Annotated in this window: 9 protein-coding genes and 1 pseudogene; 6 read left to right on the top strand and 4 right to left on the bottom strand. The window is 71.3% G+C overall.

Annotated elements, in window-relative coordinates; genetic code table 11:
* Position 1: 1 nt before the first annotated feature.
* Positions 2–898, bottom strand: coding sequence for an urea amidolyase associated protein UAAP1 (locus CP983_RS01530; RefSeq protein WP_150498208.1), 897 nt, complete (start codon positions 896–898; stop codon positions 2–4).
* A gap of 71 nt (positions 899–969) precedes the next feature.
* Positions 970–2,571: an amino acid permease gene (locus CP983_RS01525; protein ID WP_150498207.1), complete on the bottom strand. Its 1,602-nt coding sequence runs from the start codon at positions 2,569–2,571 to the stop codon at positions 970–972.
* 195 nt (positions 2,572–2,766) lie between these two features.
* Between CP983_RS01525 and CP983_RS01520 the strand changes: the two genes are divergently transcribed.
* The gene (locus CP983_RS01520) at positions 2,767–3,948 is read left to right on the top strand and encodes a cytochrome P450 (RefSeq protein WP_150498206.1); all 1,182 of its coding nucleotides are present in this window, start codon (positions 2,767–2,769) and stop codon (positions 3,946–3,948) included.
* A gap of 112 nt (positions 3,949–4,060) precedes the next feature.
* Here CP983_RS01520 and CP983_RS01515 read toward each other — a convergent pair whose 3' ends face one another.
* Positions 4,061–5,275, bottom strand: coding sequence for an MFS transporter (locus CP983_RS01515; protein WP_229914607.1), 1,215 nt, complete (start codon positions 5,273–5,275; stop codon positions 4,061–4,063).
* A 90-nt stretch (positions 5,276–5,365) separates the two neighbouring features.
* Between CP983_RS01515 and CP983_RS01510 the strand changes: the two genes are divergently transcribed.
* Positions 5,366–6,127, top strand: a complete 762-nt coding sequence (locus tag CP983_RS01510) for a DeoR/GlpR family DNA-binding transcription regulator (protein WP_150498204.1) — start codon at positions 5,366–5,368, stop codon at positions 6,125–6,127.
* A 71-nt stretch (positions 6,128–6,198) separates the two neighbouring features.
* Here CP983_RS01510 and CP983_RS01505 read toward each other — a convergent pair whose 3' ends face one another.
* The gene (locus CP983_RS01505) at positions 6,199–6,567 is read right to left on the bottom strand and encodes a hypothetical protein (RefSeq protein ID WP_150498203.1); all 369 of its coding nucleotides are present in this window, start codon (positions 6,565–6,567) and stop codon (positions 6,199–6,201) included.
* A gap of 999 nt (positions 6,568–7,566) precedes the next feature.
* On the opposite strand from CP983_RS01505, the gene CP983_RS01500 reads away from it, so the two are divergent.
* The 4 genes and pseudogenes from CP983_RS01500 (at position 7,567) to CP983_RS01485 (ending at position 22,020) form a co-directional block, all read left to right on the top strand.
* Positions 7,567–8,478, top strand: coding sequence for a ParB/RepB/Spo0J family partition protein (locus tag CP983_RS01500; RefSeq protein ID WP_229914606.1), 912 nt, complete (start codon positions 7,567–7,569; stop codon positions 8,476–8,478).
* A 348-nt stretch (positions 8,479–8,826) separates the two neighbouring features.
* Positions 8,827–10,998, top strand: coding sequence for an ABC transporter ATP-binding protein (locus CP983_RS01495; RefSeq protein ID WP_373309778.1), 2,172 nt, complete (start codon positions 8,827–8,829; stop codon positions 10,996–10,998).
* 46 nt (positions 10,999–11,044) lie between these two features.
* Positions 11,045–17,401: pseudogene (locus tag CP983_RS01490) on the top strand (non-ribosomal peptide synthetase); the annotation flags it as partial.
* Positions 17,398–22,020, top strand: a complete 4,623-nt coding sequence (locus tag CP983_RS01485) for a non-ribosomal peptide synthetase (RefSeq protein WP_150498201.1) — start codon at positions 17,398–17,400, stop codon at positions 22,018–22,020. The pseudogene CP983_RS01490 and the gene CP983_RS01485, both read left to right, overlap by 4 nt.
* Positions 22,021–22,039: the final 19 nt, after the last annotated feature.

Raw genomic sequence — 22,039 nt, 5'->3', positions numbered from 1 at the left:
GTCACAACCCCCGGGCTTCGCAGTGGTCGACGGTGTTGAGGTACGCCCGGTGCAGTTCGGGCGTGGCGGTGAACCGCTCCTCGTCGGGACCGGTCGCGAGGCCGCGCCAGGCGTGTACGCGCAGGGGCCCGACGGCGTACTCGGAGCGCGGGTTCAGCGGATGCGCGACGTTGGCGACCAGCACCAACAGGGGCATTTCCGCGACGAGTTCGACGTGCGTGCCCGGTCCCGCGCCGCCCTGCCAGGTGAGGGCGCCATCGGGCTCGACCCGTATGCCCTGGAAGAAGGACACGCTGGGTGGCAGGTCGCGACGGCTCAGACCGTGCTTGGCGGCGGCTTTGACGAAGAGTCCACGTCCGGAAGGGGACGGTCCCTCGGGGCGTGAGTCCCCGTACTTGTGCTGGTTCCAGGTGTCGGTGGTGGTGCCGCAGAACGCGTCGTGCCGGCCGGAGGAGTCGCCGGTGACGACGGCCATGACCCGGCCGTCGCCGGACAGCAGAGGGTGGTTCACGCCCAGGTAGGCCTGCCAGGGGATCTTCAGGGTGTCGGCGACGTTGAGCCGCTCCACCGGTTCCAGGGCGTTGAACAAGAGCAGATGGGCGCAGGCGTGGCCGGTCGGGTCGTCGAAGCGCAGGCGGCTGCCGCGGGCGAGGACCTTGTGGGTGTAGCCACCGGGAGCCACCGTCTCCGCCCACACCAGGGAGGTTCGGTCGACTCCGGGTGGGCAGTGCGGGGAGGTGGACGCGGGCAGATACGGCATCCAGTCGCCGGCTCGGCCGCCTTGTGCGCGGGCGTCGTCGCGGGCGCTGTGGACGCTGTCGGTCAGGTGGAGGTCGCGGACGGTGGCGGGGGCCGCGTCGGGTGAAGTGTCGGCCGTCGGCCCGTCGGTCGTCGTCATGGGGGCGCCGTCGTCCCTTCGTGGGTGTCTTGTGTGCGGCGGGTGGTGCCTGACCGGGTGCCGGTACGCCGTCAGGCGGGCTCGGGGACGGCCTCGGAGGTCGGCGGTTCGATGTGCGTGTGCGGGACGTGCCTCAGCTCGATCCGGAGGTGCAGCCGGCGGGCGGTGAAGTAGCCGGCGCCGATGGCGAGGCTGAGCCCGATGAAGAGCAGTGCGCTCCACTGCAGCCACCAGGTGCCCTCGGTGAGGTCGTAGATCTCCGCGCGCGGCCACAGCAGGTTGACGGCCATGCCGATCTGGAAGAGCACGGCGAGGGTGTTGACGAGGGTTCCCCAGCGGCCCAGTGAGAACAGCGGCCGGCCCGTCTCGTCGACGCCGTCCGGGAGTCGCTCGGTGCCCCGGTGCCGGATCCGGGCGACCAGCAGGGGCAGGGTCACGCCCAAATAGGCCAGGTAGAGCATGGCGATGCAGAGGCTGGAGAGTGCGGTGAAGATCGCGGACTGGCGGATGTTCACGAGGAGCGCGACGGCGGCGCCCACGCCCACCACGATCGAGGTGATGATCGGCGTGCCGGTGCGGGTCGAGACCTTCCCGAGGTGGCGGTGGAACGGCAGGGCACCCTCACGGGCCATGGAGTAGATCATGCGTGCGCCGGAGGTCTGCACGGCGAGGGTGCAGGCGAACACGGCGACGGCGACGCAGCACAGCAGCAGCCGCCCGAGGACGTCGCCGAGCCGGTCGGTGAGCACCCAGGAAAGGCCGCCGGCGGCCAGGTTGCCGTCGGTCAGGCTGCGCGCGGCCGACAACCCGGAGAGGATCAGCAGCGCACCGCCGATGCCCGAGATGATCAGCGCCCGCAGGATGGTCCGGGGCGTGGTGCGGCGTGGGCTGTGCGTCTCCTCCGCCAGCTCGCCGGCCGAGTCGAAGCCGACCATGACGTAAGCCGCCATCAGGGAAGAGGCGAGGAAGGCCCCGAGGTAACTGCCTTCCCCGGACCAGCCGGTGTTGTGGGCGACCACCTGCGGGCCCCGCTCGGGCAGGAAGAACAACACCAGGACCAGGGCGATGACACCGACGATCTCGATCGTGACGCCGATGCTGGTGGCGGCCGCCATCTGCCGGATGCCGAGGATGTTCACGATGGTGGTGATCACCAGGAGCACGCAGCCCAGAAGGACCGCGTTCTGCGCGCCGGTCGGGGAGGCGACGGATGGGTCGGCGCCCGGTCCGCCGACGAACTGGAAGCCGGACCAGATGCCCGGCAGTACCGCCTGCGCGGCGATCGCGGCCGCCGCCACGGTGAGGATCTGCCCGATGATCATGATCCAGCCGGTGAACCAGCCGACCGTGGTGCCGGCCAGCCGGCTCGACCACTGGTAGACCGCTCCGGAGATGGGCCAGCGCGCGGCCAGTTCGGCGAAGCAGAGCGCGACCAGCAGCTGGCCCGCGAAGACCAGCGGCCAGGTCCAGAAGAACGCCGCCCCGCCGAGACCGAAGCCGAGACCGAAGAGCTGGAAGACGGTGGTCAGGATCGAAACGAACGAGAAGCCCGCGGCGAACGACGCGAAGCCGCCCATCCCACGACGCAGTTCCTGGTGATAGCCGACGGAAGCGGCGCCCGTGGCGACGCCGTCGACGGGATGTGACGCAGGGGTGAGCTCAGATCGGTTCATCACCGCACCTCCGAACGAGGGTTACCTATCGAGCGACAGGTATTGCGATGTTGGGGTGGAGTGGTCTCACGACCGAGTCACGGGCGTTAACGTCGTGTAACCGGGCCCTCTCGTGCGGGACTTGCCGGATCGGCGATCAGCGGGATTGTTAGCCTTGGTCATGATCGGTTTCCCAGTGCATGGCCGAGGTGTGCGATGAGCAAGGCCCGCTCCTTCCCGCTGGGCGCCGCGACCACCCTCGACGAACTCACCCGGGATCCGCATGCGCGGCTGGCACAACTGCGCGCGCATGAACCCGTGTCCTGGCTGCCCGAGCTCGACGGCTGGCTGGTGACCCGTCGCGACCTCGCGATGAACGTGATGCGGGACGCCGCGACCTTCACCGTCGACGACCCCCGGTTCTCCACCGCACAGGTCGTCGGGCCGAGCATGCTGTCCCTGGAGGGCGACCGGCACGCCCGTCACCGTGAGCCCTTCGCCGCACCCTTCCGCCCCCGTGCGGTGCACGACGGTTTCGCCTCGTTCATCGAGCGGGAGGTCGAGCGGCGCATCACCGCTCTGGAACCGGCCGGCGCCGCCGATCTGCGACGTGCCTTCGCTGGACCGCTCGCGGTCGCCGTCGTGACCGAGGCGCTCGGGCTGGTCGGCACCACCGCGGAAACGGTGCTGAGCTGGTACGACGCCATCGTGCGGTCGGTCTCGGACATAACTGCGGGACGGGCGGCGGGCGCTGACGGTGACGCGGCGTACGCGCAACTACGGGCCGCCGTTGCGAGCACCATCGCCTCCCGGGGTACTTCGTCGCTCCTCGGCTCCGCCGCCGGACGGCTGACCGAGCCCGAAGTGGCCTCCAACGCCGCAGTCCTGATGTTCGGCGGCATCGAGACCGTCGAGGCGATGATCACGAACGCGCTGTTGCATCTGCTGCGAGACCCAGTCCAACTGGCTCTCGTCCGAGCCGACGCCGACCTCCTCGACGGCGCGATCGAGGAATCCCTGCGCCTCGAACCCGGTGCTGCGGTCGTGGACCGTTACGCCACGCGCGACACGGAGCTCGGCCCCGCCACGATCGGGCAGGGTGAACTGGTCACCGTCTCCCTCGCGGGAGCCAACCGTGACCCGGCCTTCTTCCCCGACCCCGACCGGTTCGACATCCGCCGCGAGAACGCGCGCCTCCAACTGGCCTTCGCGCAGGGCCCGCACTACTGCATCGCCGCGCACCTCGCCCGCCTGGAGACCCGCATCGCCCTTCAGCGCCTCCTCGAACGCCTCCCCGCCCTGCGCCTCGACCCCGATCGCCCCACCGCCCCGTACGGCCTGGTCTTCCGCAAGCCGCCCGCCCTGCACGTGCTGTGGGACGTGCCAGCCGACAGCTGATCGTTCCGGCAGGCGGTCATGGAGGCGCACGCGGGCGCACCGCTCAGGGCCCCGGTGGACCGAGGGAAGGGGCTCGTGCGGCACGGGGGTCAGGCCCGTGCCGCACAAGCGGTCACTGGCCGACGCGGGCCATTTCGCTCTCGCTGGTGTGGCCGGATCCGGTGCGCAGGACCCGGGCGCCCACAGCGGTGGTCACGCACAGCAGGGTCAGGAGCAGGAAGGTCTCATTGAGGGCGACGAGATGGGTCAGCCAGCCGATGACCGCGGGACCGGCGAGCATGCCGACGTAGCCGAGTCCGGCGACGCGGGAGACATTGGCGCCGGCGGCCGCCGGGTCGGCGTGCCCGGCCGCGCTGAACAGCTGTGGGACACAGCCCGACAGACCCAGGCCGAACAGTGCCCAGCCGGTGAACGCCGCCCATACCCACGGGCCGAGGGCCGCGATGGTGATGCCGACCGCGGCCGTGGCCGCGCCGTAGCGCAGGATCGCCATGGAACCGAACCGGGCGACGAAGCGGTCCGCGAGCAGCCGGCCGAGGGTCATGGCCGCGGCGAAGGTGCCGTACGCGAAGGCCGCCGTGCCGGCAGGCGCACCCAGGACGTCCTTCAGGTGCAGGGCGCTCCAGTCGTTCGCGGCGCCCTCGCACAGCATGACCATCAGCGCCAGGACGGCCAGCAGCCAGACCCGGCCCGTGGTGCCGCGGCGCTTGCCGCTGTGTGACGCCTCGGGCTCCTCCCCAGAGGCGGAGGCGAGGCCCTCGACGGCGGGAGCGGCAGGCAGCAGGGCACGTGCCGAGGCCAGAGCGATCACGATGCCCACGGCTCCCATGGCGGTCATGCTCGCGGGCGGGTTCAGGCCGGCGCTCGCGGCGCCCGCCCCGACGAGCGCGGCGAGGACACCGCCGACCGAGAACGTGGCGTGGAAGCCCGACATGACGGGCCGGCCGTACGCCTTCTCCACGTGCACGGCGTGGGCGTTCATGCTCACGTCCAGGATGCCGTTGCAGAACCCGAAGACCAGCAGCGCGCCGCCCAGCGTCCACGGTTCCTGTGCGAGGCCGGGCAGGGCCAGGGACGCGCCGCACAGGATGCCGCCGGCGGGGACCACGATGCGGGCGCCGAGGCGGTCGGTCAGGGGGCCGGCCACCTGCATTCCGGCGAAGGCCCCGAGGCCGAGCAGCACCAGCAGGCCGCCGAGCGTGGCGTGGCTGATGCCCACGCGGTCCTCGATCGCGGGGATGTGCACCACCCAGGCGCCCATGAGGGTGCCGCACAGGACGAAGTAGACGTAGGTCGCCACACGGGCGGCACGAAGCGAACGTTCCATGCCGCCCACCGTAACGAACATAAGTCGTGTTAGAAAGCTCGGAAAATGAACAGCTTGCTTGTTCGTTTTCCGGTGGTGTTCAATCGCGGTATGAGCAACGCAGACCGGCACGGACTGATCGCGAAGGCCGTCAGGGACTCCGGCGGCGCCACGGTCCAGGAGCTCGCGGAGCTGACCGGCGCCTCGGAGATGACCATCCGGCGCGACCTTGACACCCTGGCCGCCCAGGGCGTTCTCGAACGCGTCCGCGGCGGGGCCCGCAGTCTGCTGCTCCGGGGTGAGGAACCGCCTTTCGCGCTGCGCGCCCATGAGGCGGTCGACGCCAAGCGCCGGATCGCGACCGAGATCTCGGCACTCATCGCCGACGGCGAGAGCGTCCTGCTGGACAGCGGAACCACCTGCCTGGAGGTCGCCCGCCTCCTGCGCGAGCGGCCCGTCACCGTGATGCCCCTGTCCCTCCAGGCCATCCACGTGTTCGGCGAGTCACCCGGCCCGGCCACGCTGGTGGTGCCCGGGGGGCAGCCCCGCGCCGCCGAGGGTGCCCTCACCGGCCCCCTCACGCTCGCCTCCCTGGCCGCCCTGCGCTTCGACACCGCCGTCATCGGCTGCTGCGGACTGAGCGCGGCCGACGGCCTCACCGCCTACGACCTCGACGACGCCGCGGTGAAGAAGGCGGGCATCGCCTCCGCCCGCCGTACCGTCGTCGGCACCGACGGCGGCAAACTCGGCCGCACCGCCTACGCCTACGTCGGCCCCGCCGCGCTCCTGCACACCCTCGTCACCGACGCCGGCGCCCCCGCCGAAGAGGTGGCCGCGCTCGAAGGCGCGGGCACCATCGTCAAAACCGTGTGAGCGCCGACCCGATGAGGCATGTGCGGACAGCTGAGGGCATCAGGAGGGCCGGGCTGGGGTAACCGCGCCGCTCACCCCGTGGAGTAGTGGTTCCGCACGTCACCGTCGTCGTCCGGTGCGTCCACGTCCCCGGCCGAATCCAGGCTCGGCAGCACGAAGTTGACGATCGTGACCTGGTGGCCGCAGTGGGGGCACGCGGCCTCGGTACCGAGTGGCGGCAGCGGCGCGGGGAGGTCTGCGTCGCTTTCGACCGTCTCGACCGGCTCGGCAGGCCCTGGCTCGGCGGTGGACGGCCGGGAGGCGGTGCGCGTGCTGTGGGCCCGCTCCCACAGCGTCCGGCAGGCGGCGGTGCAGAAGCGTGAGTCGGGGCGGCCCCGGCGACGGGCTGTCGGGACGAACTCGACGCCGCATGTGGCGCAGAGACTGGTTGTGTTGCCCATGGAGCCTCCCGGGTCGGAGTGGGGGGTCATCGCGATCCGTGCTCAGTAGAGCGCGTCCATGGTTACCGCGCCGGAACGACTGCCGTTACCTCGCTGCAACCCGCCATGTGCGACGCGGCCGCGACGGCGCAGGCCGAACGGCTGTTACTTCGCTGAAACCCCCGCGGTGAGAGCATCGGGCGCCGGCGGTGAAGTCAGGACTGCCCGGATCCCGGGCCGAAACGGATTTGATCGGCTGCCGGGTTGCGCGTTCGGAATCGGCGGCCCCGCGGGAGGGGGAGTAAATCCGCTTCCGGGGTCTTCGGAGACCCACTGCGACGGCCGTCGTCTTTATGGTGTCGAGTTCCGCACTTGACCGACCGAGCGGTCGGGCGGTGGTTGAATGGGCGAGCGAAAGCCGGAAGGTATAGGAGAATGCGCCATTCCGGCTGCGCGTCGCCCCGCATCCGCCTGATCGGCGGAATTGGTGAGCCGTCTCAAGTGCTGGAAGGCGTGCTCAGGTCCGGCTTCTGGACTGTGCGCTGCTGTTAGAGTGAACGCGCCAGGGAAAAGGACTCTTGTTCGCCTGGAGTCTCGTTCGAAAAGCGAGCGCGTCATAGTTCGGCTCCTCGCGTGAGCGGACTCCACAGGTCTACGAACCGAAGTGAATCGGGACCTGACTGCCTCCATGCAGTGGTGACGCGGCCGTACAGCGCCGGCACCGAGGACCCGATCACCACGATACGAGCGCGTGATGTCGGCGAACGTCGCCAGGCCAATTGTGACGAGCAGCGACGGACCGACTCGTGGTGGCCGAATCAGCGTGCCGGCATGCGTCGCACGAGGTTGCGACGCGTGGGGAAGGCGTTGATCGAGCGAACGGAGATGTGGGTGCGACGGGGGAGTACCGATGACAGGATCGTCGACGTTGACATTCGAGCGTTATCGGCGGAAGGTTCACCGAGAAACGGGGGAGAGAACCCGGACCATGTGGCGGCACTCGCGGAATTGGATATTCCATTGCCGCCCATAATCGTCCACCGCGACTCGATGCGGGTGATCGACGGGCTGCACCGACTGCGTGCCGCCCAACTGCGCGGTCACAGCACCATCGCGGTGACCTTTTACGACGGCACCGAGGCGGACGCCTTCGTGCTCGCCGTCGAGTCGAACGTGCGGCACGGGCTGCCGCTGTCGCTCCCGGACCGCAAGCGGGCCGCCGTGCGGATCATCGCGACGCACCCGCAGTGGTCGGACCGGAAGATCGCCTCCGTGACGGGCATCGCCCCGGCCACGGTCGCCGACGTACGCCGGTCGGCGCCGGTCGGTGACCCGGCGGAGGACTTCGCGAGGATCGGACGGGACGGCCGGGTCCGGCCCGTCGACATCGCCGAGGGGCGCCGTCGGGCGGGGCAGTTGATCAGCGAGAACCCGAATCTCTCGCTGCGTCAGATCGCCCGGGCCGCCGGCATCTCCCCGGAGACCGCGCGGGACGTGCGCAACCGCCTCAGTCGAGGGGAGGAGCCGCTGCTCCCCCCGAGGCCACGGGGCGTCCGGCCGCGCCCGCGTGAGGAGATCCTGAAGGTCGTGCCGCAGCCGGGCCACGGCGAGGACCGGCATGACGCGGTTGCCGGGCCCGCCTTCACCGAAGGGCTCTCGGCGGTGAACCGGCTCAAGGCGGACCCCGCTCTCCGTCTCAATGAGACAGGGCGTCAATTGCTGCGGCTGCTCAGCGTTCACATGCTCCCGCCGGCCGAGTGGGAGGGAATAGTCGACACGGTCCCGCCGTACTGGAGCGGCACCGTCGCGCATCTGGCGCGTGAGTGCGCGCATATCTGGGAAGAGGTCGCGGCCCGAGTCGAGAAGAACGTTGCCCAGGGCGATGATTCACCGCCTTCTCGGGCCGATTCATCGGCCTGCCCGACCGTGTGACTTCACCGGCCGAACCGGCCGTGTAACTTCACCCGCCTGTCCAACTGTGTGATTCGCACGGTTGGACACCGGCGCCACCGACCCTTCTCGCGGAAACGGAAGCCTTCCGGCCGGGCGGCATTACCGAAGCCGCCCGGCGGAACGGCATGCCGCCCGCCCGTCCCGCGTATTTCCGCGGGCCGGGCGCACGCGATTCACACGGGGTACTTCTACGCGCGCAGCACTCCCGGATTTCTGTCATGTTCACGATTCCCTGTCCGTCGTTCAGCACGCACAAATGCCCATCCGCAGCGCGTGGTTGGCCGGAATTCAGACAGGTATCGTCGCCTCCCGGATCGCGAGACCGGAATGCGTTCGAGAGTCACTCCGCACATTCACGGCCGCTGCATCCCCGAATCCCTACAGCAGGAGGTCCCCGTCGACATGCTGGTCACTCAGACCCCCGGTGGGGTGATGATGAAGGGCGGCGACGATTCGGAGCCCTCCAAGATCAGGCCGGGAACATCGCGGCGGGTGCTCGCCTTTGTCAGGCCCCATCGGAAAATCGCGATCGCCCTCATTCTCGTGACCCTCGTCGACTCCCTCGTCATCGTCACGACTCCCCTCCTTCTCAAGGAGATCGTCGACAGCGGGATCATGAAGGACGACGCCCGGCTCGTCGTCGTCCTGGCGCTGCTCGTCGCCGCGCTCGCCCTCGCCGGCTCCGTCACCCAACTCGCGCAGAGCGCCCTGTCCGGCCGTATCGGCCAGGGAGTCAGCTACGACCTGCGGGTCCAGGCGTTCCGCCATGTGCAGCGCATGCCCCTCGCGTTCTTCACCCGCACCCAGACCGGCGCCCTCTCCAGCCGGCTCAGCACCGACGTGGTCATGGCCCAGCAGGCCCTCACCACCCTGCTGCTGTCGGCGACCGGCGCCGTCACCGTCGTACTGGTGCTTGCCGAGATGTTCTATCTCTCCTGGCTCGTCAGCCTCATCGCGCTCGTGCTGCTGCCGCTGTTCTTCTTTCCCTGGCTCTACATCGGCCGCCGACTCCAGGCGCATTCCAGGAAGCAGATGGAACTGCACGCCAACCTGAGCGGAACGATTCACGAGCGCTTCAATGTGCAAGGCGCCATGCTGGCCAAGCTGTTCGGCCGCCCGGCCGAGGAACTGGCCGACTACCGAGGCGAAGCGGAGCGCGTACGAGAGGTCGGCGTCCGCCTCACCATCTTCAGCCGCCTCGCCTTCATCCTCATGGCCCTGCTCACCGCGCTCACCACCGCCCTGGTGTACGGCGTCGGCGGCGGACTAGTACTCGACGGCGTCATCGGACTCGGCACCCTGGTGGCCCTGGCCACCCTGCTGGGCCGGCTGTTCGGCCCCATCACCCAGCTCTCCAGCATGCAGGCCAACGCCGTCACGGTGCTGATCAGTTTCGACCGGATCTTCGAACTGCTCGACATCAAACCGCTCATCGAGGAACACCCGGACGCCGTCGCGCTTCCCCCACCCAGCAGCGCCTCGGCCCCCGAGATCCGCTTCGACCAGGTGTCCTTCGCCTACCCCCGCCCCGAGGAGGTCTCACTGGCCTCCCTGGAAACCCACTCGGCCTCCGGTGACCAGCGCAGCAAGCCCGTGCCGGAGGTCCTGCACGGATTGGACTTCAGCGTCGCCCCCGGCACGCTCACCGCGCTCGTCGGCCCCTCCGGCGCCGGCAAGACCACCATCACCCACCTGGTGTCACGGCTGTACGACGTGACCTCGGGAGCCGTCCGCATCGACGGCACGGACGTACGCGACCTCACCTTCGACTCCCTGCGCGCCACCGTCGGAGTCGTCGCCCAGGACGCGTACCTCTTCCACGACACCATCCGTGCGAACCTCGCGTACGCCCGCCCCGAGGCCACCGAGGAGGAGCTGATCGAGGCCTGCGAGCAGGCCCGCATCCTCGACCTGATCCGCTCCCTGCCCGACGGACTCGACACGGTCGTCGGAGACCGCGGCTTCCGGCTCTCCGGCGGCGAGAAGCAGCGACTGGCCGTCGCCCGGCTCCTGTTGAAGGCACCGGCGATCGTCGTGCTGGACGAGGCCACCGCCCACCTGGATTCCGAGTCGGAGGCCGCCGTCCAACGCGCCCTCAAGACGGCCCTGAGCAACCGAACCTCCTTGGTGATCGCCCACCGGCTCTCCACCGTCCGCGAGGCCGACCAGATCCTCGTGATCGACGACGGCCGAGTCCGCGAAAAGGGCACCCACGACGAACTCCTCGCCGCCGGAGGCCTCTACACCCACCTCCACAACACCCAGTTCAGCAAGTCCGAAACGCTGCCCCCGCCCCGCGGCAACGGCCACCGCGAGCCGGCCCCGCCCCAGGGCTCGACCGGCCCGAGGGTCCGGACGCGCGGCGGTGCCATGGGCGGCGGAATGGGCCCCGGCGGCGGCGTGGGAGGCGGCATGCCCGGCGGCGGAATGGGCGGCCCTGGCATGGGCGGCGGCCCCGGTATGCGGGGCCCACGGGTACGGGGCGACGGCTCCCCCTGATCAACACCAGCAGCCCGCGGAGCGGTCGTCCGTCGAAGGGGGAGACATGAACGGCACATCGGTGGCAGCGCCCGTCTCGGTGCTGGAGTTGTTCCGCGCACGGGTGGTTGAGGCACCGGATGCGGTGGCTGTCGTCGAGGGCGGGCGGCAGGTGTCGTACGGGGAGTTGGACGCGGCGTCTGACCGGGTGGCAGCGTATCTGCGAGACCGTGAGGTCGGCCGGGGTGACCGGGTGGCCGTACGGCTGGAACGTTCCGCCGACCTGATCGGCGTGCTGCTGGGCGTGTGGAAGGCGGGGGCGGCTTATGTCCCGGTGGACGGTGCCTATCCGGCGGAGCGTGTCGCGTTCGTGCTGGAGGATTCCGCACCTGCAGTGACGATCGACGAGGTCGTCGAGGGCGCGGGCGGTGCGCCGTCAGTTGCGTTGGACGGCGATGATCTCGCGTATGTGATGTACACGTCCGGTTCGACGGGGACGCCGAAGGGTGTTGCCGTGCCGCACGGGAGTGTGGCGGCGCTGGTGGGGGATCCCGGTTGGGGTGTCGGTCCCGGCGACGCGGTTCTCTTCCATGCCCCGCATGCCTTCGACATCTCGTTGTTCGAGGTGTGGGTGCCGCTGGTGAGCGGGGCCCGGGTGGTCATCGCCGAGCCGGGTGTGGCGGTGGACGCCGCGGCGGTACGGCGGCATATCACTGCCGGTGTGACCCATGTGCACGTCACCGCCGGGCTGTTCAGGGTGCTGGCGGAGGAGGAGCCCGACTGCTTCACCGGCGCCCGCGAGGTCCTGACCGGCGGCGATGTCGTACCCCTGGAGGCGGTGGAGCGGGTCCGCGCCGCCTGCTCTGATGTACGCGTCCGGCACCTGTACGGCCCCACGGAATCGACTCTGTGCGCCACTTGGCACCTCGTCGAGCCGGGCGACGACACCGCTCGGGTACTGCCGATCGGCCACCCGCTCGCCAACCGTCACGTCCACGTACTCGACGATTCGCTCCGGCGCGTCGCCCCCGGCGTGACGGGTGAGTTGTACATCGCCGGGGCGGGACTCGCCCGTGGGTACTTGGAGCGGGCGGGGCTGTCGGCCGAGCGGTTCGTGGCCTGCCCGTTCGCGGACGGGGCGCGGATGTACCGGACCGGTGATCTCGCTCGCTGGACGGAAGACGGCGAGCTCGTCTTCGCCGGCCGCGCGGACGCGCAGGTGAAGATCCGTGGCTTCCGCGTCGAACTCGGCGAGGTGGAAGCCGCGTTGGCGGCGCAGTCTGCTGTCGCCCAGGCCGTCGTGGTCGCCCGTGAGGACCGGCCCGGCGAGAAACGGCTCGTCGGATACCTCGTCCCCGATGGCGATCACCTCGACGAGGGCCAGGTACGCGCGCGTCTCGCACAGACCCTGCCCGACTACATGGTCCCGGCCGCCCTCGTCGTACTCGACGCCCTGCCCCTGACCGTCAACGGCAAGGTCGACCACAAGGCCCTGCCCGCGCCGGAGTTCGCCGCCACCACCGGCCGTGAACCCCGTACGCCGGCCGAGACCCTCCTCTGCGAGCTGTTCGCGGACGTCCTGGGCCGCGAACACGTCGGAGTGGCGGACAGCTTCTTCGAGCTGGGTGGCGACTCCATCATGTCGATGCAGCTCGCCGCACGAGGCAACCGCAAGGGCATCGCCTTCAGCGCCCAGGACGTCTTCGAGCACGAAACGCCAGCCGCCATCGCCACCGTGGCACAGCTCGAAGTCACCCCTGACACGAAGGCACCGCAGGCCGATGCCCCGCTGCTCGACCTCAGCGCGGACGAGTCCGCCGAGCTGGAGGCCCTGGTTCCCGGCCTCGCCGAGATCTGGCCGCTCACACCGCTACAGGAAGGGCTGCTCTTCCACGCCGCGTACGACGAGCAGGGCCCCGATGTCTACGAGGGCCAGTGGACGCTTGAACTGAGCGGGCGGCTCGATGCCGCCCGACTGCGGGCGGCCTGGAACGGTGTGGCGGCACGGCACGCGACCCTGCGGGCCGGCTTCCACCGGCTTGCGTCGGGACGGCTGGTCCAAGGTGTCGTGGCGGACGCTGCGATCCCGTGGCGGGAGGTCGATCTCTCCGGGCTCGGCGCGGAGGAGACGGCGGCACGGCTCGCCGAGACGGCCGCGCGGGAGCAGACGGAACGCTTCGACCCGGCCCGCCCCCCGCTGCTGCGACTCGTCCTCGTCCGGATGTCCGACGAGCGTCACCGGCTCATAGTCGTCACGCACCACATCCTCTTCGACGGCTGGTCCATGTCCGTCGTCCTGAACGAGGTCGCCGCGCTGTACGCCTCCGGCGGCGACGACTCCGCGCTCGGGCCGGCACCGTCCTTCAGGGACCATCTGGCCTGGCTGGCGCGGCAGGACAAGGAGGCCGCGCTCACGGCGTGGCGGGCCGAGCTGGCCGGCGTCGACGAACCCACCCTCGTCGATCCCCAGGAACGGGCGCAGGACTCGGCCGACGCCGGATTCCTGACCCGCGAGTTCCCGCGGGACTTCACCGCCCGGCTGGTCGCCTTCGCCCGAGCCGGTGGGCTGACGGTCAACACGCTGCTCCAGGGCGCTTGGGCGTTGGTGCTCTCGCGGCTCACGGGCAGCACCGACATCGTGTTCGGCGCGCCCGTCGCGGCCCGGCCCACCGAACTGCCGGGCGTCGAGGGCATGGTCGGGGTGTTCATGAACACCGTGCCCGTCCGGGTACCGCTCGACGGCGAGCAGCGGATGCTGGACATGCTGACCGCGCTGCAAGGCCGCCAGTCCGCCCTGATCGGCTCCCATCACGTGGGGCTCTCGGAACTGCAGAAGCTCACCGGGTCCCGGTCCGCCTTCGACTCGGTTCTGGTCTTCGAGAACTACCCTCGGGCGGTCGGCTCCGCCGAATCCCACGACGGCCTTCGGACGGACCATGTCTCGACCGTGGAGGGCACCCACTACCCGCTGACGCTGGGGATCGTCCTCGCCGACCACCTCCAGGTCCGCCTCGCCCATCGCCTCGCCGTGTTCTCGGAAACGGACGCCGAGGGCCTGGTGCACGCCCTGACGCGTGTGCTGGAGCAGGTGATCACGGATCCGTCGATGCCGGTGGGACGGATGGCCGTGCCCGGCGTCGCCGCCGATCCCACCCCGCTGCCGGACGCCCCTGAAGCACACCCGGACACCTCCCCGCTCCCACCCCACCGCTTCACCGACCAGGCTGCACGAACTCCCACGGCCACCGCCCTCATCGCGGCCGAGCGCGAGCTGACGTACGCCGAACTGGCCCGTGACGCCGAGCGCCTCGCCCACCACCTCGCCGTACGCGGCATCGGCCCCGACACCCGCGTGGCCGTCCTGGCGCCCCGCTCGGTGGAGCTGATCACCGCCCTGCTCGGCATCGCGCTCGCGGGCGGCGCGTACGTTCCCGTCGACCCCGACCACCCCGCCGACCGCATCGCCTTTGTGCTCGCCGACGCCGCACCCGCTGCGGTGCTCTGCACGACCCGGACCCGGCCTATGGTGCCGGAGGGGTTCACGGGCCAGGTGCTCACCCTTGACGAAGACCGACCGGAGGGCGACTTCGACGACGACCGGACGCTCACTCCACCCGACGCCGACCACATCGCGTACGTCATCCACACCTCCGGTTCCACCGGCACGCCCAAGGGCGCCGCCGTCACCTGGGGCGGGCTGCGGAACCTGGTCGCCGATCGGATCGAGCGGTACGGCATCGGCACGGACACCCGACTCGTGCAGCTGGTATCGCCGAGCTTCGACGTGTCGATGGCGGACATCTGGCCGACGCTGTGCGCGGGGGGCCGTCTGGTGCTCGCCCCGCCGGGCGGGCACACCACCGGCGACGAGCTCGGCGACCTGCTGGCCGACCACCGCATCACCCACGCCGTGATGCCCGCCGTCCAGCTCACCCACCTCCCGGACCGAGAACTGCCCGCGCTGCGCGTGCTGGTGAGCGGCGGCGACGCCCTCCCGGCGGACACCCGACGGCGTTGGGCGGCCCGCTGCGACCTTCACAACGAGTACGGCGTCACCGAGGCGACCGTCGTCTCCACCGTCACCGCCCCGCTGGACGACGCGGGCCCGCTGACGATCGGCCGCCCGATCGCGCGCGCCGGCGTCCACGTCCTGGACGGCTTCCTGCGGCCGGTGCCGCCGGGTGTGACGGGCGAGCTGTACGTGACCGGCACCGGCCTGGCCCGCGGCTACCTCCGTAGGCCGGCGCTCACCGCCCACCGGTTCGTCGCCGACCCGCGCACCGGCGGCGGGCGGATGTACCGCACCGGCGACCTCGTCCGGCACACCCACGGCGGCGAGTTGGTGTTCCTCGGACGGGCCGACGAGCAGGTCAAGCTGCGCGGGCACCGGATCGAGCCGGGCGAGGTAGAGGCCGCGCTCGCCGACCACGCCGACGTCGAGCAGGCGGTCGCGGCGATCCACGACGCCCGGCTCATCGGTTACGTCGTGCCTGCCGACGGGCGCGATCCCGACCCCTCGGCCGTACGCGCCCACGCCTCCCGCACGCTCCCCGACTACATGGTCCCGGCCGCCGTGGTGGTCCTCGACGAGCTGCCCCTGACCCCGAACGGCAAGCTGGACCGCGAGGCCCTGCCGCAGCCCGACTTCGCCTCCGAAGCCGTCGGCCGGGCACCGAGGACCCCCGCCGAGGAGGTCTTCTGCACCGCCGTCGCCGAGACGCTCGGACTCGACCGTGTCGGCGCCGACGACAGCTTCTTCGTGCTCGGCGGCGACTCCATCACCTCGCTGCAACTCGTCACCCGGGCCCGGCAGGCCGGACTGGTCGTCACGCCCCGGCAGATCTTCGACGAGAAGACCCCCGAGCGGCTCGCCCTCGTCGCCGAGCCCGTCGGCACCACTGATCGCGGATCCGACGCCGACGACGGTGCGGGCGAGGTGCCCTGGACGCCCGCCGCCCACTTCCTGGGCGAGCGGGTCACGGGCGGCGCCTTCGCGCAGTGGACGATCCTCGCCACGCCACCCGGGCTCCGTAAGGACGCCCTCGACACCGTTCTCACGGCCCTCGTCGAGACCCACGCCATGCTCCGCGCCCGGGTGACGGAAGACGACGCCGGGCCACGACTGATCGCCGGCGGCACGGACTCCGTGGACACCGCAGGTCTCCTTGCCCGCGTGGACGCGACCGGTACCCCGGGCGAACTCGCCGACGCCACCGAGGCGGCCGCCCGCGAGGCCGTGGCCCGGCTCGACCCGTCGACCGGGGCGATGATCAGGGCCGTATGGCTGGACGCGGGACCCGAGCGGGCCGGGCGGCTGGTCCTCGCCGTGCACCACCTCGCCGTCGACGGGGTGTCGTGGCGGATCCTCCTGCCCGACCTGAGGGAGGCGTACGAGGCCGCGATCGCCGGTCACTCCCCGCGTCCCGCCCCGGTCCCCACCTCGTACAGGCGCTGGACGCATCTGCTGGCCGCGGAGGCGCACAGCGATCACCGTGTCGCCGAACTGCCCTCCTGGGCAGCTCTGTTGAGGGACGCCACTCCGCTGCCCGGCATACCGACCCTCGACCCGGCCCGGGACACGGCGGCGACCGTACGCCACACGTCCTGGACCCTGCGGAACAACGACACCGCCACCCTCGTCGGCCGGACGGCGGCCCAGTTCCACTGCGGTGTCCACGACATCCTGCTCGCCACGCTGGCGGGAGCCGTCGCCCACTGGCGTGACGACCCCTACGCGCCGGTCCTGGTGAACGTCGAAGGCCACGGCCGTACGCCGTTGGACGGTGCCGATCTCTCCCGTACCGTCGGCTGGTTCACCAGCGCCCACCCCGTACGGCTCGACGTCAGTGGCGTGGACCTCTTCGGGGTGATGGACGGCGAGAGGGCCGCGGGGCTGCTGCTGAAGTCCGTCAAGGAGCAGATCCGTGCCGTGCCCGGTGACGGGCTGGGGTACGGGCTGTTGCGGTACCTCAATGCCGAGACCGCGCCGGTCCTGGCCGAACTGCCCCTACCCCAGGTCGGATTCAACTACCTGGGCCGGTTCGACGCCCGGGCCGGCGGATCCGTCCGCGCGGGCGCGAGCGTGCCGTGGGAGCCGGCGACTCCGCGGGCCCTGTACAGCTCCGACGATCCGCGCATGCCCCTGCCGCACGCCCTGGAGGCCGGTGCCGTCGTCCGCGACACCCGCCACGGCCCCGAACTGACCCTCACCCTCAGCCGCCCGGCGCGGGTGCTGGCCGACGATGCCGCGGACTCCCTCGGCCGTATCTGGCTGGCGCTGCTGCGGGGGCTGGCGGCCCACTCGGAGAGCCCGGCGGTCGGCGGCCACACACCGTCCGACTTCCCCCTGCTGGACCTGGACCAGGACGAGGTCGAGCAGCTCGAAGCGATCGCAGCGGACCTCGAAGGAGGCCTGTCCCGGTGACGTCCACAACCCCGGTCCACGGCTCGGCGCTCGCCGAGGTGTGGCCCCTCTCTCCGTTGCAGGAAGGTTTGCTCTTCCACGCCGAGTACGGCGGGCAGGGGCCCGACCTCTACACGATCCAGCGCACCGACCTGCTGAGCGGACCCATCGACTCAGGCCGGCTACGCGCCTCCTGGCGGGCCCTGTTGAACCGGCACTCCGCCCTGCGCGCCAGCTTCCACCGCCGCAAGTCGGGCCGGACCGTACAGCTCATACCGCGCGAGGTCGCCCTGCGCTGGCGCGAGGCCGATCTGTCGGACACGGACCTGACCGAGGAGGAAGCGCTCGCCGAGGTGCGGCGGCTGGCCGCCGAGGAGCGGGCGGAGCGGTTCGACCTCGCCAAGGCGCCCCTGCTGCGGCTGCTGCTCGTCCGGCTGTCCCCCGAGCGGCACTGGACCGTGATGACCTCCCATCACATCCTGCTGGACGGCTGGTCGATGCCGGTCATGCTCACCGAACTCGCCGAGATCTACGCGGCCGACGGTGATGCCTCGGGACTCGGCCCGGCACCCACCTTCCGCGACCACCTCGCCTGGCTGTCCCGACAGGACAAGGACAGTGCGAGCCATGCGTGGCGCGAGGAGCTGGCCGACGCCGACGGCCCCACCCTCGTCGCTCCGGCCGGCCCGGACCACTCATCGGTGCTGCCCGAGAGGCATGGGCTGACCCTCTCCGACGAACTCTCCGACGCCCTCACCACCCTGTCCCGCCGCCACGGCCTGACCGTCAACACCGTGATGCAGGGCGCCTGGGCGATGCTCCTCGCCCGGCTGACCGGCCGCACGGACGTCGTCTTCGGCGCGACCGTCGCCGGCCGTCCCGCCGAACTCCCCGGCGTCGAGTCGATGGTGGGCCTGTTCATCAACAGCGTGCCGGTACGGGTCCGCCTCGACGCCGACCGGCCCCTGCTGCGCCTGCTGACCGAGCTGCAGGCCCGCCAGTCCGCGCTCCTGCCCCACCAGCACCTCAGCCTGCCCGAGATCCAACGGGTGGGCGGGCCGGGCGCCGTGTTCGACGCCATGCTGATGTTCGAGAACTACCCGCTGCCGCCCGACGAGGCGCCCGCGCCCGGAGCGCTCGCCTTCACCCACCTGGAGGGCCGGCAGGCCACCCACTACGCGCTGACCCTCGGCGTGATGCCGGGCAGCCCCATGCGGCTCCACGTGACCTACCGGCCCGACGCGATCGACGCCGACGTGGCCCAGGACCTGCTGGGCCGGCTGGAGTGGGTGCTGGAGCAGCTGGTCTCCGATCCGTCCGTGCTGGTGGGCCGCGTCGGACTGGTGGGACGCCTGGAGCGCGGGCTGGTGGTGGAGGGCTGGAACGCCACCGCCGGTGACGTCCCCTCGGGCTCCTCGGTACTGGAGATGTTCCGCGCACGGGTGGCGCAGGCGCCGGAGGCGGTGGCTGTCGTCGACGGTGAGCGGCAGGTGTCGTACGGAGAGCTGGACGCGGACTCCAACCGGGTGGCGGTCTACTTGCAGGGCCGTGGGGTGGGCCGGGGCGACCGTGTCGCGGTCCGGCTGGAGCGGTCGATCGACCTGATCGGGGCACTGCTGGGGGTGTGGAAGGCGGGGGCGGCCTACGTCCCGGTGGACAGTGCCTATCCCGCGGAGCGCGTCGCGTTCATGGTGGAGGACTCCGCGCCCGTCCTGACGATCGACGACCCCTCGGCCTTCACCGCCGAAGGCGAGCCCGAGGCGGTGGAGACGGCCGGGGGCGACATCGCGTACGTGATGTACACGTCCGGTTCGACGGGGACGCCGAAGGGCGTCGCCGTGCCGCACGCGAGCGTGGCGGCGCTGGTGGGGGAGCCGGGCTGGGGCGTCGGCCCCGGTGACGCGGTGCTGTTCCATGCCCCGCACGCCTTCGACATCTCGTTGTTCGAGGTGTGGGTGCCGCTGGCGAGCGGCGGTCGGATCGTCGTCGCCGAGCGCTCCATGGCCGTGGACGATGCGGCCGTTCGGCGGCACATCGCCGACGGGGTGACGCATGTGCACGTCACCGCTGGACTGTTCCGGGTGCTGGCCGAAGAGGCGCCCGACTGCTTCGACGGCGTCCACGAGGTCCTCACCGGTGGTGACGTCGTACCCCTGGAGGCGGTGGAGCGGGTCCGCGCGGCCTGCCCCGATGTGCGCGTCCGGCATCTCTACGGACCCACCGAGGTCTCCTTGTGCGCGACCTGGCATCTGTTCGAACCCGGCGAGGAGCAGGGGGACGTGCTGCCGCTCGGACGGCCGCTCAACAACCGTCAGGTGTACGTCCTCGATCCCTTCCTCCAGCCGGTGCCACCCGGCGTGACGGGTGAGCTGTACATCGCCGGCGCCGGGCTCGCCCGAGGCTATCTGGGACGGGCCGGGCTGTCGGCCGAGCGGTTCGTGGCGAGCCCGTTCGCGGACGGGGAGCGGATGTACCGGACCGGCGACCTGGTGCGCTGGACCACTGGCGTCGAGCTGGTCTTCGTGGGCCGTGCGGACGCGCAGGTGAAGATCCGTGGCTTCCGGGTCGAACTCGGCGAGGTCGAAGCCGCGTTGGCCGCGCAACCCGCGGTCGCCCAGGCCGTCGTGATCGCCCGGGAGGACCGGCCCGGCGAGAAACGGCTCGTCGGATACCTCGTACCTAGCGGCGGGGAGCCGGACACCGAGGCCGTACGCGCTTCGCTGGCCGACAAGCTGCCGGAGTACATGGTCCCGGCCGCCCTCGTCGTGCTCGACGCCCTGCCCCTGACCGTAAACGGCAAGGTCGACCTAAAGGCGCTGCCCGCACCGGAGTTCGCAGCCTCCGCGAGCCGGGAGCCGCGCACCGCCGCCGAGGAGCTCCTGTGCGAACTGTTCGCCGAGGTGCTGGGCCGGGAGCGGGTCGGGGCCGCCGACAGCTTCTTCGAACTGGGCGGCGACTCCATCATGTCGATGCAGCTCGCCGCGCGTGGCACGCGCCGGGGTGTGGTGTTCAGCGCGCAGGACGTGTTCGAGCACGAGACTCCCGCAGGAATCGCCGCAGTGGCGCAGCTGGAGGCGGACGGCGAGGCAGCCCGGGACATCGCCACGGGCCCCGTTCCGCCGACGCCCGCCCTCGCGGCCTCCGGACCCACCGCCGCCCGTCCCGGGTTCGCCCAGTGGATGGTGGTCGGTGCCCCGCCGGTGCTGGACGTGGAGACGCTCACCGCAGGGCTCGGCGTACTGCTCGACACGCACGACATGCTGCGTGCCCGGGTCGTGGAAGGGCCGAGGCTCGTGGTGGAGGAACGGGGCGGCGTCGATCCGTCCTCGCTGGTCTCCGTGCTCCGGGTGACCGACCCCGGTGAGCTGGACGGGGCCGTCGAGCGGGCCGCCCGGGCGGCTGCGGGGCGGCTCGACCCGGCGGCCGGAGTGTTGGTGCGGCTGGTCTGGGTGGACGCCGGTCCCGGTTGCGTGGGGCGGCTGGTCCTCGTCGCGCACCATCTCGTCGTCGACGGGGTGTCGTGGCGGATCCTGCTGCCGGACCTGCGGGCAGCGTGCGAGGCGGCCGCGCGGGGACGGGCGGCCGAACCGGGCGGGCAGGGCAGGGCGGTTGAACCGCGCGGGCGGGGCACGGCGGCCGAACCGGGCGCGATGGGCAAGACGGTCGAACCGAGCGCGGTGGGAACGTCGTTCCGGCGCTGGGCCGCGCTGCTGGAGTCCGAGGCCCGGCGCGAGGAACGGGTCGCCGAGCTGGAGGGCTGGCGGGCGATGCTCGCCGGTGGCGACGCGCCGATCGGCGGCAGGGCGCTCGACCCGGCCCGCGACACCGCCGGCACCCTCGAACGCCATGCCTGGACCGTGGCCGCACCACAGGCACGAGTGATCGTCGGACGCACCCCCGGCGTCTTCCACTGCGGTGTCCACGAAGTCCTCCTCGCCACGCTCGCCGCAGCCGTCGTAGAGTGGCGCACCGGTACAGACCATGACGTTCTGGTGGATGTCGAAGGCCACGGCCGTACGGCGGTGTCCGGCGCGGAACTGTCCCGAACGGTCGGCTGGTTCACCAGCGTCCACCCGGTACGGATCGACCTGACCGGCGTCGACGTGGCGGACGCGTCGGCCGGGGGAGCGGCGGCGGGCGCACTGCTGAAGACGGTGAAGGAGCAGTCCCGGGCGATCCCCGGTGACGGCCTCGGCTACGGGTTGCTGCGTCACCTCAACCCCGACACTGCATCGGTCCTGGCTCAACTCCCCACCCCCCAGGTGGGCTTCAACTATCTCGGCCGATTCCCCGCCCCCGCCACCGAAGCGGCCGCATGGCAGCCCGCAGGGCTCACCGCCCTCGGCGGCTCGAACGACCCGGACATGCCCGTCAAGCACGCCCTCGGCGCGGGAGCGGTGATCCGCGACAGCGCCGAAGGCCCCGAACTCACCCTCCTGTTGAGCCACCCCTCCGGCCCGCTCGACGCCGCCTCGGTCCAAGAGCTCGGCCGGATCTGGCTACGGCTGCTGGACGGCCTGGCCGCGCACACCGAGGACCCGTCGGCCGGCGGTCACACCGCGTCCGACTTCCCTCTCCTCCGCCTCGACCAGGACGAAGTGGACGAGCTCGAAGCCGAGTTCGCCGACGAGCACCCGTAGTCACCCGCCCGACCCGCGC

The organism is Streptomyces chartreusis, from assembly GCF_008704715.1.
Lineage (GTDB): Bacteria > Actinomycetota > Actinomycetes > Streptomycetales > Streptomycetaceae > Streptomyces > Streptomyces chartreusis.
The sequence above is the reverse complement of the archived record's forward strand: the minus strand, read 5'-3'. Positions and strand labels throughout refer to the sequence as shown.